13 protein-coding genes and 2 pseudogenes are annotated in these 16,030 nt (G+C 41.9%); 13 read left to right on the top strand and 2 right to left on the bottom strand.

Features of this window, described 5'->3' with window-relative positions:
• The first annotated feature begins 475 nt into the window (after positions 1 to 475).
• The 9 genes and pseudogenes from licT (at position 476) to ACYCS5_RS03670 (ending at position 8,925) form a co-directional block, all read left to right on the top strand.
• Positions 476 to 1,309, top strand: a complete 834-nt coding sequence (licT, locus tag ACYCS5_RS03710) for a BglG family transcription antiterminator LicT (protein ID WP_029515504.1) — start codon at positions 476 to 478, stop codon at positions 1,307 to 1,309.
• A 107-nt stretch (positions 1,310 to 1,416) separates the two neighbouring features.
• On the top strand, positions 1,417 to 3,330 hold the full coding sequence (locus ACYCS5_RS03705; RefSeq protein WP_029515503.1) for a beta-glucoside-specific PTS transporter subunit IIABC: 1,914 nt from the start codon (positions 1,417 to 1,419) through the stop codon (positions 3,328 to 3,330).
• Between the two features lie 30 nt (positions 3,331 to 3,360).
• The gene (locus tag ACYCS5_RS03700) at positions 3,361 to 4,818 is read left to right on the top strand and encodes a glycoside hydrolase family 1 protein (protein WP_340886112.1); all 1,458 of its coding nucleotides are present in this window, start codon (positions 3,361 to 3,363) and stop codon (positions 4,816 to 4,818) included.
• A gap of 146 nt (positions 4,819 to 4,964) precedes the next feature.
• Positions 4,965 to 5,128: pseudogene (locus tag ACYCS5_RS03695) on the top strand (methyl-accepting chemotaxis protein); the annotation flags it as partial.
• A 13-nt stretch (positions 5,129 to 5,141) separates the two neighbouring features.
• Positions 5,142 to 5,492 (top strand): hypothetical protein, encoded by a 351-nt coding sequence (locus tag ACYCS5_RS03690; RefSeq protein ID WP_029515501.1) that lies wholly within the window; start codon positions 5,142 to 5,144, stop codon positions 5,490 to 5,492.
• Between the two features lie 86 nt (positions 5,493 to 5,578).
• Entirely contained in the window at positions 5,579 to 6,385 is an 807-nt protein-coding gene (locus ACYCS5_RS03685; RefSeq protein WP_069010507.1) for an alpha/beta fold hydrolase, read from the top strand.
• Between the two features lie 24 nt (positions 6,386 to 6,409).
• Entirely contained in the window at positions 6,410 to 7,393 is a 984-nt protein-coding gene (locus tag ACYCS5_RS03680) for a sensor domain-containing diguanylate cyclase (RefSeq protein WP_318627435.1), read from the top strand.
• Positions 7,394 to 7,435: 42 nt separating this feature from the next.
• Positions 7,436 to 7,831: a hypothetical protein gene (locus ACYCS5_RS03675; RefSeq protein ID WP_459760823.1), complete on the top strand. Its 396-nt coding sequence runs from the start codon at positions 7,436 to 7,438 to the stop codon at positions 7,829 to 7,831.
• Positions 7,832 to 7,962: 131 nt separating this feature from the next.
• Complete coding sequence (locus ACYCS5_RS03670; RefSeq protein ID WP_459760822.1) at positions 7,963 to 8,925, top strand: helix-turn-helix domain-containing protein; 963 nt, start codon at positions 7,963 to 7,965, stop codon at positions 8,923 to 8,925.
• Positions 8,926 to 9,015: 90 nt separating this feature from the next.
• Here ACYCS5_RS03670 and ACYCS5_RS03665 read toward each other — a convergent pair whose 3' ends face one another.
• Complete coding sequence (locus tag ACYCS5_RS03665) at positions 9,016 to 10,578, bottom strand: S-layer homology domain-containing protein (RefSeq protein WP_459760821.1); 1,563 nt, start codon at positions 10,576 to 10,578, stop codon at positions 9,016 to 9,018.
• 301 nt (positions 10,579 to 10,879) lie between these two features.
• The gene (locus ACYCS5_RS03660; protein ID WP_459760820.1) at positions 10,880 to 12,640 is read right to left on the bottom strand and encodes a methyl-accepting chemotaxis protein; all 1,761 of its coding nucleotides are present in this window, start codon (positions 12,638 to 12,640) and stop codon (positions 10,880 to 10,882) included.
• A gap of 360 nt (positions 12,641 to 13,000) precedes the next feature.
• Between ACYCS5_RS03660 and ACYCS5_RS03655 the strand changes: the two genes are divergently transcribed.
• The 4 genes and pseudogenes from ACYCS5_RS03655 to ACYCS5_RS03640 all read left to right on the top strand — a co-directional run bounded on the left by ACYCS5_RS03655 (position 13,001) and on the right by ACYCS5_RS03640 (position 16,018).
• Positions 13,001 to 14,203: an MFS transporter gene (locus tag ACYCS5_RS03655; RefSeq protein ID WP_459760819.1), complete on the top strand. Its 1,203-nt coding sequence runs from the start codon at positions 13,001 to 13,003 to the stop codon at positions 14,201 to 14,203.
• Positions 14,204 to 14,318: 115 nt separating this feature from the next.
• A pseudogene (locus ACYCS5_RS03650) lies at positions 14,319 to 15,173 on the top strand (CbrC family protein).
• A gap of 94 nt (positions 15,174 to 15,267) precedes the next feature.
• On the top strand, positions 15,268 to 15,594 hold the full coding sequence (locus tag ACYCS5_RS03645; RefSeq protein WP_341039741.1) for a hypothetical protein: 327 nt from the start codon (positions 15,268 to 15,270) through the stop codon (positions 15,592 to 15,594).
• A 22-nt stretch (positions 15,595 to 15,616) separates the two neighbouring features.
• Complete coding sequence (locus tag ACYCS5_RS03640; RefSeq protein ID WP_459760818.1) at positions 15,617 to 16,018, top strand: hypothetical protein; 402 nt, start codon at positions 15,617 to 15,619, stop codon at positions 16,016 to 16,018.
• Positions 16,019 to 16,030 lie beyond the last annotated feature (12 nt).

Raw genomic sequence — 16,030 nt, 5'->3', positions numbered from 1 at the left:
GTTACTGAAAAGGCAAAACCCGAGGCATGGAATTCAATTTCCATGTGTTGGGTTTTGCCTTTTCTTTTTAGAATACATGCTTTGCGATATCCTGCATGATATGAAAATCTGCCCAGCCATAACGCAGAAAGGTGAGTGATATAAAGCCTTACAAGTGCTGAACAACAAAGATGATGACGTCGACCAACGAATCGACATCCCAAAAATGATGTCATGGGACGTGGTTAACCGACTATATCCATTTTCAGAACGGAATATCAGATCGGTTTGGGAGCACTCAAGATCAATGATGGAAAACGTAAGGCTTTGTCTCTTATTATGAATGCGTTTTCATAACACGGAATTGTAAATCAATACATTTGAATTTGATTTACGACGAAGATTTGATCGGCTATTACCGTCTTGTGACCTATCTGAAATTTCGCCCAGCATCTAAATCCTTTTTTAAATTTGATGGGATAAGGGGGGCAGTTAGATGATCATAACGAAGATCTTTAATAACAACGCCATAATAGCCAAAGATCAAAAAAGAGATGAATTTGTTGTTATGGGTCGTGGTATTGCATTCAAAAAGAATGCAGGCGAACAAGTAGAAGAGCATCTAATTGAAAAGGTCTTTGTGCTTAAACATAAAGATGCTTCAGAGAAATTTAAGTTATTGTTAGAGGATGTTCCATCAGAATATGTTTCGTTATGCTATGACATCATTGAATATGGAAAAAGCATATTAGAAGTACAATTGAGCGATTATATATATGTTTCGCTTACGGATCACATGAACAATGCATTTAAAATGTTTGATGAAGGGTTTAAAAATGCAAATCCGTTAATTTGGGAGATCAAAAAATTTTATCCTAAAGAATTTGCGGTTGGCTTAAAAGCACTGGAGTTTATTGAAGACGAAACAGGCAAACGATTGTCAGAAGATGAAGCAGGTAATATTGCTCTTCATTTAATCAATGCTCAAGTAAACAGCTCCTACAACAAGGTAGCAGATGTTGCTCAGCAAACTCAAAAAATACACGACATCTTGAATATTATTAAATACTCTTATAATACCACCATAGATGAACACTCGATCAGTTATGAGCGATTTATTACACATTTAAGATTCTTCTTTCAGCGATTAAATAAAAAAGAAAAAGTAGAACTGGAAGACGACTTTTTATGGAGGCAAGTGAAAGCAAAGTACAAAAAGGCTTATGGCTGCATGCTGAAGATTGAGAAATACTTGGATATGGTATTGTCAGATGAGGAAAAGCTGTATATCACGATTCATATTCAGCGTGTGACCCAAAGACAAAATTGAATAACTCTTGGATTGTTACTGGTAATGCAGGCGAAACCAACCTAGATCGAATTTGATCTATTTTGGTTTCGCCTTTTTTTATAAATACAATTAAAGGGGAAATTACAATGAAGTATGAGACATTAGCAAAAGACATCATCAGAAATGTCGGCGGCAAAGAAAATGTGAATAGTCTAACTCATTGTATTACACGCTTGCGCTTCAAACTAAAAGATGAAAGTAAAGCCAATACAGAGGTTTTGAAAAATATGGATGGTGTTGTCACTGTGGTAAAGAGTGGCGGGCAATACCAGGTTGTTATAGGTAACCATGTACCTGAGGTTTATGCTGATGTTACTGCTGTGGGTGGTTTTCAGACAGGAGATTCAGAAGAAGCATCTGGTGAAAAAATGAGTTTGTTCAATAGATTCATTGATACTATTTCAGGTGTATTTACACCCACGTTAGGTGTCTTAAGTGCCACAGGTATGATTAAGGGCTTCACTGCCCTATTTGTAGCTTTGGGCTGGCTGACCACTACATCGGGTACCTATCAAATTCTCAATGCTTTAGGTGATTGTTTATTTTACTTCTTTCCTATTTTCCTGGGGTATACGTCAGCTAAAAAGTTCAATGCCAACATTTTCATAGGTATGGCTATAGGTGCATCCCTTGTGTACCCCACATTTAGCACGATAACAGCCTCGGGCAAACCACTATACACTCTATTTAGCGGTACTATATTTGAGTCACCGGTATATATCACCTTCTTAGGCATTCCGGTCATTCTGATGAGTTATGCGTCAACAGTTCTTCCAATTATCATATCCACCTATGTAGGCTCAAAAATAGAAAATTTCTTTAAAAAGGTAATCCCTAGCGTAGTGAGAACATTTTTGGTTCCGTTTTTCACATTGTTAGTTATTGTACCCTTAGCATTGATTGTGATTGGACCTCTCTCGACTTGGGCAGGTCAACTGCTTGGGGCAGCAACCCTCTTTGTGTATAACTTAAGTCCAATGATTGAAGGCATAATCATGGGCGCTTTCTGGCAAGTGTTTGTTATCTTTGGATTACACTGGGGACTTGTTCCTATCGCTATGAACAACTTAGCCGTGCTTAAATTCGATCCGATTCTTGCGGCTACGCTGGGAGCTTCCTTTGCTCAGACGGGCGTCGTACTGGCAATTTTGTTTAAAACCAAAAATGTAAAACTGAGATCACTTTCCATTCCAGCTGTCATCTCCGGGATTTTTGGTGTGACAGAACCAGCGATTTACGGGATTACATTACCACGTAAGAAACCATTTATTTTAAGCTGCATAGCATCTGCAGTAGGCGGCGGTATTATAGGAATGATGGGAACGAAAGGTTATATCATTGGTGGATTGGGTATTTTTGCTATCCCGAGCTATATCAGTCCGGCAGGAATAGACAGCGGATTTTATGGGGCTGTTATCGGTATCCTGGTAAGCTTTGTATTAGGCTTCTTGCTTATGTTCTTTGGCGGATTTAAAGATGATGAAGTGAAAGAAGCTAAAAAGGAAGATAACACCTCGGGAGCAGCTAAAGGAGAAGTTTTAGTAAAACAAGAGACGGTGATGAGTCCATTAAAAGGTGAAGTGAAGTCTTTATCTGAAGTAACAGATGAAGCCTTTTCGACAGGTGCCTTGGGTAAAGGGATTGCCATTGAACCTTCTGAAGGTAAGGTCGTTTCACCTGTAGATGGTGTATTAACATCATTATTTTCGTCAGGTCATGCGATTGGCATTACAAGTGACCACGGGGTTGAGGTCCTCATCCATGTAGGCAAAGATACGGTCAAATTAAAAGGCAAACACTTTTATCCTAAAGTAAAACAGGGGGATGCTGTTAAAAAAGGCGAGCTGCTTATGGAGTTTGATATGGAAGCTATAAAAGAGGCTGGTTATGTTTTGACCACACCTGTTATCGTTGCCAATACTACGAATTACCTGGATGTCATTGAAACAGAGAAAAAGGCAATTGAGTATCAAGAGGACTTATTGACCGTCGTAGTCTAATCCTAATTAATGTTGAGGAGGAATTAAACAATGAAAAATACAACTACATTGGAATTTCCACAAGGATTTTTATGGGGAGGTGCAACGGCTGCCAACCAATTTGAAGGTGGATATAATGAAGAAGGTAAAGGCTTAAGCACTGCTGATGTGATTACGGCTGGAACGCATACGACTTCCCGAAGAATTACACCTATGCTGGAAGAAGGAGTGAACTACCCGAGTCACGAGGCTATTGACTTTTTCCACCGCTATCAAGAGGATATCCGCTTATTTGCAGAGATGGGATTCAAGGTCTTTAGGATGTCCATTGCGTGGTCAAGAATATTTCCTAACGGAGATGATGCAGAGCCGAATGAGCAAGGCTTGCAGTTCTATGATCGTGTATTCGCAGAATTGAAAAAGTACAATATTGAGCCTTTGGTTACAATCTCACATTATGAAGCACCGTTTCATTTGACCCAAAAATATAATGGTTGGTCAGATCGCAGAGTCGTAGATTTTTATGTGAGATATTGTGAAGTGCTTTTTAACAGATACAAAAATGTCGTAAAATACTGGTTAACCTTTAATGAAATCAATATTTTAACCTTGTCATTTGGAGCATTCATGGCTGGAGCTATGATGCCGGAGGGGAATGGAGAGCTAGCCCATGCTACAGTGAAGGATGAGCAGGTTCTGTATCAGGCGTTGCATCATCAATTTATTGCCAGTGCAAAGGCTGTAAAGCTGGGTCATGAAATCAACAAGGACTTTAAAATCGGTTGTATGATTGCTTATATGTGTTCCTACCCACTTACATGTCATCCTGATGATATTCTGCTGGCTCAACAAAAGGATAACTTAAGTAATTTCCTATGCTCAGATGTCCAAGTAAGAGGAGCTTATCCGGGATTTGCCAAACGCTATTTTAGAGATCATAACATTCAGATCACAATGCAAGAAGGAGATGAGGACATCTTAAAAGAAGGCTGCGTAGATTTCTATACTTTCAGCTATTATTCTTCTACTTGTGTCAGTGCCGATCCTAACCAGGAGAAAGTGGGAGGGAATTTATCTATGGGCTTAAAGAATCCTCATTTAAAAGCAAGTGCCTGGGATTGGCAGATCGATCCACAGGGATTGAGATGGTCCCTCAATAATATTTATAACCGATATGAAATCCCGTTAATGGTTGTTGAAAATGGTCTTGGCGCCGTAGATACAGTGGAAGAAGATGGCTCCATTCACGATGATTATCGAATTGATTATCTGAAGCAACACATTGAGCAAATGAAAGAAGCAATTGCTGATGGAGTGGACCTAATAGGGTATACGCCATGGGGATGTATTGATCTGGTCAGTGCGGGAACCGGAGAAATGAAAAAGCGTTATGGGTTTATATACGTCGATAAGGATAATGAAGGCAATGGGACACTTGCCAGATCTAGAAAGAAGAGCTTTTATTGGTATAAGAATGTGATCGAAACCAATGGAGAGCAGTTGGATTAGATCTTAATGCCTGTTTCATAAAAGTCATACCATCAGCGCGTGCCAATCTTAATCGGTACGCGCTGCTTCACTAAATACATGGGATGAAAATGACGAAATAGAGGGTAGGGCTGATATCAAAATTTGAGGAAGTGGATACATATTACCTGCTTGGATTAAATGCTGGATTGAAGCTGCTCGGGTGGGTGACGCAGGAGCAGGTTTTGGGGTTGTCGCTACAGAAATCTGCAAAATGTCTACGGGCACCAAGGAAGCAACAGGGCGTATTGAACAATCCTTGCAAGCCGTCAGACAACCAGTGTATAAGATGGGTGGTTACATGTATGAATTTGAATGAGTTGAATGAACAGAGTTACACAGAACTAGAGGATTATTGGGTGCGTGTATTTCTAAATGTAGTACAAGATCAGGATAAGGAGAACTGGGTGATTCCTTATTACAATACATCCTTTTCTAATGGTCAGAAAGTCATGGATATGAACCCCATTTTTTCGGCTAAATCAAAAATAAGTCATAAATCCATCAGAATCATTCAAGAAACGGTTAATGAAGAGGATGACGTTCACTATTGGTTAGATACAAATGGGAAAAACGAATTGGTTATTATTTGTTCCTTATCACAGCAACATGTGCACAAGGTAAAAGGGATCATTGAACGCTGGATTTATGAATGAGAGTCATTATCCATAATCGAAACTTTTCCGATATAATAGGGAAGAGAAGCCATAGAACAGATACTACCTCAGAGAGGTGATTCACAATGACCGTTGATATTCTCCTACGTAATAATATAAAAGTGCTAGGCACAGGTAGCCAGACGATTGTGTTTGCTCACGGCTTTGGATGCGACCAGGATATGTGGCGTTATATCGTCCCTAGCTTTATCGACAACTACCAAATCGTCTTATTTGATTATGTTGGTTCGGGAGATTCTCAAATAAAGTACTATGATTCCCAAAAATACAGTGACTTGCAAGGGTATGCCCAGGATGTGCTGGATATTATGGAAGCGTTAGACTTAAGAAATACCATATTCGTCGGACACTCCGTTAGCAGCATGATCGGAATGCTCGCATCGATCCGCAGCCCTCAATATTTTGAACGCATTGTCATGCTCGGTCCTTCTCCACGCTATGTGAATGACCTGCCTTCTTATTATGGGGGCTTCGATAAGAGTGATATTGATGAATTACTGGATATGATGCAAATGAACTTTATTGGCTGGGCTAGTTACATGGCGCCCATTGCTATGCAGAATCCCGAGCGAGGGGACTTAACCGAAGAATTGGAAAAGGCATTTTGTTCAAGAGATCCTCATATTGCACGGCAATTCGCAGAGGTTACATTTTTTTCAGATTGCCGTGTTGATCTTCAGCATGCTTCGGTTCCTACACTTATACTCCAGTGCTCAGATGATAGTATTGCTCCGATTGAGGTAGGGGATTATTTGCATACCCATCTTAGAAATAGCAGACTTCAGCAGATGAGAGCAAAGGGGCATTATCCTCATTTAAGCCAACCAGGAGAAACGAGCGATTTAATCAAAGAATATTTAGCTAGTGTGTAATATCGAAAGAAAGGCAGTCATTTAATGGATATTCAATTAGATAAAGCTCCCTGTGGATACTTTTCAATTTCGGACGCTGGGATCATTCAATCGGTAAACCAAACGTTATTGGACATGCTTCTTTATGAACGCGATCAATTGCTCGGATGGCCGATTGAAATGACAATGTCTGTTACCAACAAGCTATTTTTTCATACTTATTTTTATCCCTATATTCAGTTGTACGGGCATGTCGATGAGATGTACTTTTCGTTTCGGACAAGTGATCGACAGGATGTGCCTGTACTTCTGAACGGGGTTCGTCAGGAACGAAACGGAGAAACGGTTATTGATTGTGTCGTGCTTATGATGCGTAAGCGAATTGAACATGAGAGAGATATCCTGCAGACCAAAACCAAGCTTCAGGAATTATATCAGGCCACGAATGAAGCGAATCAGAAGCTTGAACGGTTGCACGAAGAATATGAAATCAAACAGCAGGAGCTAGTAAGGATCAATCTCCAGCTTGAAACGATGGCATCCACGGACCCGTTAACTGGCCTCAAAAATAGAAGGTATTTCCAAGATCAATTACTAGCTAGCCTCGCGTCCTTTCATGAGAGCGGAATATCTTTTTCGCTGCTTATCATTGATATTGATCGTTTCAAAAGTATTAACGATACTTATGGTCATCCGGTGGGCGATCTGGTGCTTACGAATCTGGCAGAATTACTGCAATCCATGTCACGGGAGATGGATATTGTCGCTCGTTATGGTGGCGAGGAGTTTGTCATTATTCTTCCGGGCAACGATCAAGAGGAAGCCATTCGTACGGCAGAAAAATATCGTTCCATGACGGCCTCAAGGGATTGGGGAGAATACAGCATTACTGTGAGTATTGGCGTGGCAACGGTTACGCAAGCGGATACGGAACAAACAATTGTTCATCAAGCGGATTTAGCTCTGTATGCTTCCAAAAGTGGCGGGAGAAACCGGGTCACGCATGCAGCAAGTCTCGTAAAGAAATAAATGAGGCTTCAATAACCGCATGAAGAGTTGGGGAGGATAAACATGGGGGAAGCGTACAAGCTGGACTGTGATACCTGTGCTTATACTAAGAACATATTTGTGGGGTTTGGTTTATTATATATGAGTTTGGAATCCATTGCTTCGTTTGTACAGGATACTGTCCTTAAACGACGTATTGGGGAATTCATAGGCAACCCTTCGACGAGATATGATGCTTATGACGCTATGTATGTGTGTCCTGCCTGTCAGGCCATCCGTAATGAATTGTTTATTGAGATGAAATCGGACTCATCACAGTATAAAATTTCTTATGCTTGTCCTAGATGCGCGAGTGTTATGGAGCAGGAACACATTGAAAACAATGTGCCTGTTCATTTGAGTTGCCCAGCATGTGAGAAGGGCAAATTGAAAGCAACGTTTTATATGGATTGGGATTAATAGATTCCCCCGGATATCTTCACAGCATACTCCAATAAGCCTGGTCAAATCGTTCAAATTCAGCTAATATTAATGATAACGATTCTCATTTGAATCATCAAAATGAATGAAAACCTTTGAGGTGGACGCTTGTGAATTCAAATTCGTTATCATTAATATATCAGCATTATTTGGAAAAAACTCCGTTTAGAAAACAAAACGAGCATACGTATATGATGTTACCGGAAGCAGGTGACGGACATATCTACAGAGTTACGACTTACAGCGGTATCGAGATTGTGTATTCGCATATCCAATATCACGAGCCTTACCAGACGAACTTTGCTTCCAAAGGACAAATGATTGAACTTCAATTTGCACTTTCGGGTCAACGTCATGTGAATATAGCTGGTCTGGACTACACGCTCCCGATAGGGTGGGGTGCTCTTATTTTTTTACAGGATTTCAAAGCACGTTTTCATCCTCCGATTAACGAACAATACCAATCCTTTGCACTTGGCATTCCTGTTTCGTTGTTTAATTATGCGGCTTCACAGTTGGCGGCTCGTCGCCAGGTAGCTATTGAATTTAAACAAATTCTGAAGGGTGCTGCGTTCCATCACCTTAGTTTTGAGCTGGATCACAGAAGTATAGTGATGATTGAACATTTGATCAAAGATTTGAAAAGTGTGCATAGATCGCCTTTATTAATGGAAGCAGCGGCACTAGAGATTTTGAATAGGTTTATGATTCAATTATTTGATTTAACTCCCATGCCCGAAGGCTTATCTAAAGAAGATGTCAGAAAGTTGCATATGGCTCGGCAAATCCTTGAATCCAGCATGATTGATCCTCCTTCACTGATCGCATTATCCAAAAGAATTGGATTAAACGATTTTAAATTAAAAAAAAGATTCAAAGCATGTTTTGGAACGACTGTATTTGAATATTTGCGCCAAATTCGTCTTGATTATGCGATGAAGCTGCTTAGAAGCCAGGAAAGCAATGTAACAGAAGCTGCGATGGCTGTAGGATACAGTAATGTGAGTGCATTTTCAGAGCAATTTTTTCGGGAATACGGAGTGAAACCATCATCTTTGAAGAAAGTATTTTAAAAATTCTGTTTTGACCATTTTAAAAAAATATCAAGGTAACAAAAAGCTGGAACCCTGTATAGATAGGATTCCAGCCTTTTTATTTGGTGCTTATTTCACGAAAGTTTCAATGCCATCTGTATTGATGGTTGACGTATGGGTACGAGACGCTTCTTCAATATTTTTGAATGCCCAGTAATCTACTGGTACATCCTTCCAAGTAGCCCGAATTGTTCCTTCCAGGGGTCCTCGTTTTAAGATGGTGTTCAAAATGGTAACCGTTTCTACTCGTGTTATATATTTATTGGGTTGGAAGCTGTTATCGTTATAGCCGGTAATCCATCCTGCATTAGCTAACGCTACAATGGAATCCCTTGCCCAATGCTTTTCGATATCGGTATAAGGAGACGCTGTGGTTTGCGTTCCTTTAAGCTGCTTCCAGGATGCGAGTATTGCTGCCATTTCTGCACGGGTAATGGGTTGCTCTGGTCGAAATGTTCCATCTGCATATCCATTCATAAGGTGCTGTGTCGTAAGTGCTATAATCGAATCCTTTGCCCAATACGTGCTAGGTACATCTTTGTATGTCGTTGAGCCTTCTTTTGTCTCCAACTTCATAATCCTAGCCATCATCGCGGCGGTTTCAGCTCGTGTAATTGACTGGTCCGGTCGGAATGTACCATCCTGATAACCCGTTATATATTTTTCATGCGCAACCTCGGATTGCTCTACTGGCATGATTTCCGCAGTCGGTAAAACCGTTGAAGAAGCCGATGGTGATGAAGATGCGGTTGTTTCACTTGAAGAAGATGAATCACTGCTATCCGCGTTATCCTTCTTATCTTTTTTATTGCTACTGCTGCTGTCGTTATTGCTAATATCACCCGTGCCTGCATTTCCATTTACAACCTGTATATACGCTTCAGATGTACTCGGAGCAAATCGAGCATCCCCACTGTATATAGCAGTAATTGCGTGACTTCCCACACTTAAGTTGCTTGTAGTGTAGTACGCATTGGCATAGCCATTCGAAATGCCCACTGGCTCCATCGTCAGCGTATCTAATATATTCGTGCCGTCCATAAGGATGACCGTTCCGGTTAAATCGCCCGAAGTTTGTGGGTTTGAGGTTGTCCTCAAGCTAAACCTTACTTCCTGACCTTGATTAGACGGATTCAGCGAACTCAATATTGTAGTTACTGTAGGTCTCAGTGAAGGTGTAGGCGCAGATGCATTTACGACCTGAATGTATGGCTCAGATGTACTGGGGGCAAATCGAGCATCCCCACTATATATAGCAGTAATCGGATGACTTCCCACACTTAAATCGCTTGTGGTGTAGGTCGCAGTGGCATATCCATTCGCAATGCCATTTGGTCTCATCGTCAGCGTATCTAATATATCCGTACCGTCCATAAGGATAACCGAGCCGGTTAAATCTTTCGTAATTTGTGGGGTTGAGATGGTTTTGATGCTAAACGTTACGGATTGACCTTGTTTAGAAGGATTTGTCCAACTCGTTACCGTGGTTTCAGTAGCATACACCGCATCCGTTACACTAGGTGCTGATGAGGAGGTTGCATACACAATACTCTCGGAAAAACTCCATGTCCAGGTTCCAAATAAGACGATAACAGCAAGATAAGATAAACAAAAAGACTTGATTTTACTCATAAATTTCCTCCATAAAATTCCGGTGTCACGATGAACTGACTAAATCCTCCATGATGACTAACCTACTAATATAATTTTCTTTCTTACATTACTGATTTACTATACTAAATGCCTCTGAACCAATTCTGAACCAAATCGACAAAAACCGCGTGCTCAATTCACATCGCTAGAAGGGGATCACGATTTGCGAGCTTTTCCGTAATTTCTCAGAGCAAATGCGAAAAGGGTCAACCAGAAAAAACTGGTTGACCTCATAATATGAATGACAGTTTAGCGTGATATTTTGGAAAGAATTATTCCGTTAGTATTTAAATTTGACCGTCAGATCCTGTAATTTCTGTGACATATCCGACAAGGTCGTTGCCAGGCTGGTGATCTGCTGCATCGAAGCTAGCTGCTCCTCTGCAGACGCTGCAATATTCTGCGAGTTGTCCGCCGCTTGAAGCGCCAGACTCGATACGTTTTCTCCGCTTGCTGAAATTTCCTGGACACTTGCGGTTATTTGCTCCGTGATGCTCGCGAGCTCTTCCGTTTGCTGTGCGATATGATTGGTGGACGTCACAATTTTGTTAAACTGCTGCTCCGTCTCATTAGCAATTTTAATGCCGGAGTCGACATCCTGTTTTACGCGTTCCATGGTCCGAAGCGAATGCTCCATATCTTTGCGCATATTCTGAATCAACTCAGAAATCTGCCCAGAAGACTGGTTCGATTGTTCGGCCAGTTTTCTTACCTCTGAAGCAACTACGGAGAAACCGCGGCCTTCTTCGCCTGCACGGGCAGCCTCAATCGAAGCATTTAAGGCAAGCAGATTGGTCTGCTGTGCGATATCCGTAATGGCATGCAGCATCGTGTCGATCTGTTGAGTACGTTCATCCAGCATCCTCATAACCGCATCGGTTTCATTGACGGAATGGTTAATCAAGTCCATTTGCTTCACCGTATGTTGTACAGCAGTACCGCCAAGGCTCGCCATTTCCATCGCGTCTGCAGACGATTCAGCAATAGTCAAGGAGCTATCCGTGATCCGCTGCATGCCTATTGAAATTTCTTCAAGCGAGCTGGTTGTCTTCTGGAGCATCAGTTGCTGCTCCTTCGCACCGGCCGCCGATTCTTGAATCGCGATGGTGATATGCTCGGTTGCCTGCCCAGTATGCTCTGCACCAAGGGTTAATTCTTTCGAGGAAGCTGCTACCTGCTTTGTGGACAGGTTTACTTCACCGATCAAATATCTAATATTTTTAATCATATGATTGAAATCCTGTGCCAGCTCGCCAACCTCATCTTTTGAATTCATTTTGACTTCTTCGACCGTTAAATCACCGTCCGCAACTGAGTTAAGCCGCTTTGCAATCATGATAATAGGCTTCGTAAAACGTCCCGAAACAAAGCTTACGATAATTGCTCCCAGAATAACTGCAATAGTCGTAATAATCAGGACAATATAAAGGACCTTGGTCGCCCCGCTGTTAAATTCGTTAAAATATGCTCCAGAACCGATGATCCATCCCCAATAAGGATCCCTTTCAACGTACGAAATTTTCGTCTCCACTTGATCTGTACCAGGTAAAGCCCATTTATAGGTGACGAATCCACCGCCGTTTGTACCGGCTTCTACAAACTCTTTTCCCACATGCACACCGTCTTCCGATACGGCATTTATTAAATCCTGGCCTTCATTTGAAGGGTTCATCACTGAAACCGCATCTTGGTTGACTGCCCACGGATAACCTGTTTTACCTACAGTATATTTAATCTTTACCGGTCTTTTGTTATTAGCATCTTTTACACCGAACAGCTCGATGCGCAGTTTTTCCTGTGCTTCTTCCAATGTTAAATTACCGGCTTCGACTTGCCCATTGAGGAAACTAATCATACCAATTACCATTTGCACACTATTCTTAAGTGCTACTTTGCCTGATTCATTCATTTCATTCTTGGAAACAACATAAGAACTGATTCCAATCACGAATGTGGGCACAATTAAAATAATCAAGCACATTATGGTTAACTTCGTTCTTAACGATCTTACCTTCATGATTGATCCTATTTTTGTTTTCACTGAGATTTCCCCCTTAGACATCGATATACAGACTCAACCCACAGCTACGCTAATTACTAAAGGCAAAAGACTGTACATCATATATCGTAATAACATGCCAGGAAATGAAGCCCTTCCATCCAGTCAGCGATGAAGAGACCGATGTAGTTCATTTCACAACGAAAGAGCGACTCTATAATTAACGACGCCCATTGGGCCATAGAATGCAGGCCATTTTTTACTGTCTGAAGACTGGCTGCTGTTTTATACGCAAAATTAAATCCGTTTAACCGCAAATTTATCCGTCTATAGGCAGTAGCGTTTTGGTATGCTCCGTATACTTCTGCATAGAGAGAATCTTTAACAGAGGAGTGTGCGAGGATGAATAGAATAAAAGGGAGCATCTTTTTCAGTGTATTTGTGGCTATGCTAGGGCTCATGCTCATTGCTCCAATTATGCCGCCCCTTATTCGTGAATTAGGCTTAAGAGAAAGCCATTCCGGATTAATTATATCGCTTGGTTCTATAACGATGGCCTTAATGGCTCCAGTATGGGGAAATCTAAGTGATGCAAAGGGACGCAAGCCGGTGATTCTGCTTGGTTTCATAGGGATGTGTGTAAGCTGCCTGTTGTTTACACTTACTCTTTTTGCAGGATTAAATGGTTGGCTCAGTGGGGGGCTGCTGTTAGTCCTGCTGATTGTTACACGCGGCTTAATTGGCGGCTTTATCCCGGCGGTGTTGTCATCGTCCCAAGCTTATATGGGAGATGTAACGGAAGGAGAAGAGCGTGGAAATGGTATGGCTATTATTAGTGCGGCGAATGGGCTTGGGCTGGTATTTGGTCCCGCGATTGCAGGTGCCTTTACTTTAATAGGGCTGTTATGGCCCTTATATTTTGGAATTGTCATTGCCGCTGTTGCATTCGTGGTGTCTCTGCTGGCGATTCCGGCGGCCCAGCCCGTTATTCAGCAAAAACCCGCTCGAATTAACCCCCTCCAGCCAGGTCTAAGAATGTATTTGTTTGCAGGCTTGGTTACGATGATAAGTATTGTGACTATTCAGGTTATAGGTGGTTTTTATTTTCAAGATCAGTTAGGTCTTACATCCGAAGAAACAGCAAGAGTCGTGTCCTTTGGACTTATGTTCTCCGGGGCAGCGATGCTGATTGTGCAGATCATCCAGATGAAATGGCTTAAATGGCAGCCTAAGCCGATGATTTTACTTGGTTCTCTATTCCTGATTGCTGGAATGGCATTATTTCTGATTTCAGCCAGCTTGGTCGTTTACTATGCAGCGTTCTTTATGTTTGGCATAGGCACAGGCTTACTGATGCCCGGTTTTATGGCAGGTGCTTCGCTTTCAGTCAGTCAAGAGCAGCAAGGGGGAGCAGCGGGGCTGGTAGCTGCGGTACAGGGAATTTCCGCGATCATTGCTCCTATTTTGACGACCACCTTGTATCGAGTGGACAAATATATTCCCTTTACGCTTATAGCAGTCTTGGTAGCTGTTATGGCTGTTATTATGTGGGTAGTGAGAAAAAGAAACGGGAATAGTGAGCCTGTTCCTCATAAGGCAAAATAAATAAAAGATTGGTTAGATGAATCCATAGGCTTCCGGGGTATACTCACCGGAAGCCTATATCTATTATAATAAGTTATAAGAAATTTCAGGAAAATCAGAAGGAAGTGGGGGGCTTATGGAAATCCAGCAAAAATGGGTGGCACTAAACAAAAGATATAGTTTGTACGCACCCAGTCCCGAGGCTGTACAAGCCATGTACCAATTGAAGGAAGAGCTTGAGGGCTTAGAAAGCGAGCAGGCTGCCAGAATTTTGACAGAGTTGTATCTTCACCTGCATCAATACGAAGAGGCGCTAGAGGTTTTTATGTCCGTCATGAACCGGAAAAATAAAGCAGATTTGAAGAAACAGTGGAGTATTCAAGAGATGATTAATAGCCCGATTCGACTGCCGGTGATTAAGCCTTTAATCAAAGTAGCCAAGCGCAAGAAAACTTCCGATCTCCCTGTGTTTACTTATCATCAAGACCCTGTACGCACTCAAATCCTTAAATCAGGCTTTTTGAAAACGTGTTCCTGTTGTGGACGGCAGACCGATATCTGGTACGCGGGTCCCTTTTATACAGCATTATCTTATGAGGTGATCTGTCCTTGGTGTATTGCGAATGGTAGCGCTGCGAGCATGCTACAGGGAACATTTCATGACCCTGCTTGCTGTGCACAATTGGAGGAACCAAAGCTGGATGAGCTACTGCATCGGACTCCCGGTTATGAGGCATGGCAGACCGCCGCGTGGCTGGATCACTGTGATGACTACTGTGTTTTTATAGATTTTGTGGGCTGGTAGGAACTTGTTAGTAGAGAAATAGAAAATGATGTCAACCTGATGTTTATGCCTATTCTGGCTTTGTATAATGAAGAAGAGGCTAAGAGTCGAATACGAGAAAGCATGGAACGTGACGGATCGTTGCGGGGTTATTTATTTCAGTGCAGGCATTGTAAGGAATACCTCTTATATGCGGACTATGACTGAATCCAAGTGAATTTCCTGAGGTGAATGAGAAGGTGAAACCCAATTTAGGGGTGGTTCTAATTAAGGAGGAGTTCATAAAATTGGAGGAATGCAGATGGGGTGGGAGTATGGAATTAAGGTCGCAGATGTTAAGGATATTAAAGCACTAATGGAACGCTTAGCTGAAGCATTGCCTAGGATTGACGGATATCGGATGCAAAGGGATGAGGATGGTTTTGTTCTGCTTCAGAATAATTCTGATTGGCCTGAAGCGCTCCAGGTTTCAGTGGAAGAGGCAAGGAATATTGAAGGGTTAGAAGATGATGAACCTTATATCTATTGTCTATTTCATATCGGCGGCGGAGATGCGATGAGGTTGAGGGAAGGAATGTGTAGGGCACTGGAAGAAGAGAAATGCGCTGCGGATTGGTTCGAGTTGTAGCCGAAGAGAGGAGTAAGAGAGAGTGACTAAGAAAGGAAAAACAGAGATTCAGACACTAATCTATCGCTATAGTGGTCCAAGAGCCAATATTGGATATACTTTTGAACCGCTGCGCTATGGGGATACAGATGAGCCAAAGCTGGAGGAGATGATCTTCATCTACGCAGATGACTTTGATATCGTGCTGTCTGTGTTAAAGTCCAAATATCCACTTGTCGATCCTGACACGGGGGAAACGTATGAGGATTTTGATGCCTGCTGGGATAATCCGATTCAGGCGTCGGTATGGCATGAAATATTAACGGAATTGGATGCTTGGCCTGCCAAGGAGCCAGAATTACGCATATTTATCGATTCCTTTACAGCATGGGTCAGAGCGCATTTGAAGCAAGCAGATGGTATTATCGTGACCGGAAATCTGTAGAGGAAGGCAATG

This window comes from Paenibacillus sp. SEL3, from assembly GCF_054602585.1.
This window is presented reverse-complemented; position numbering and strand designations above follow the sequence as displayed.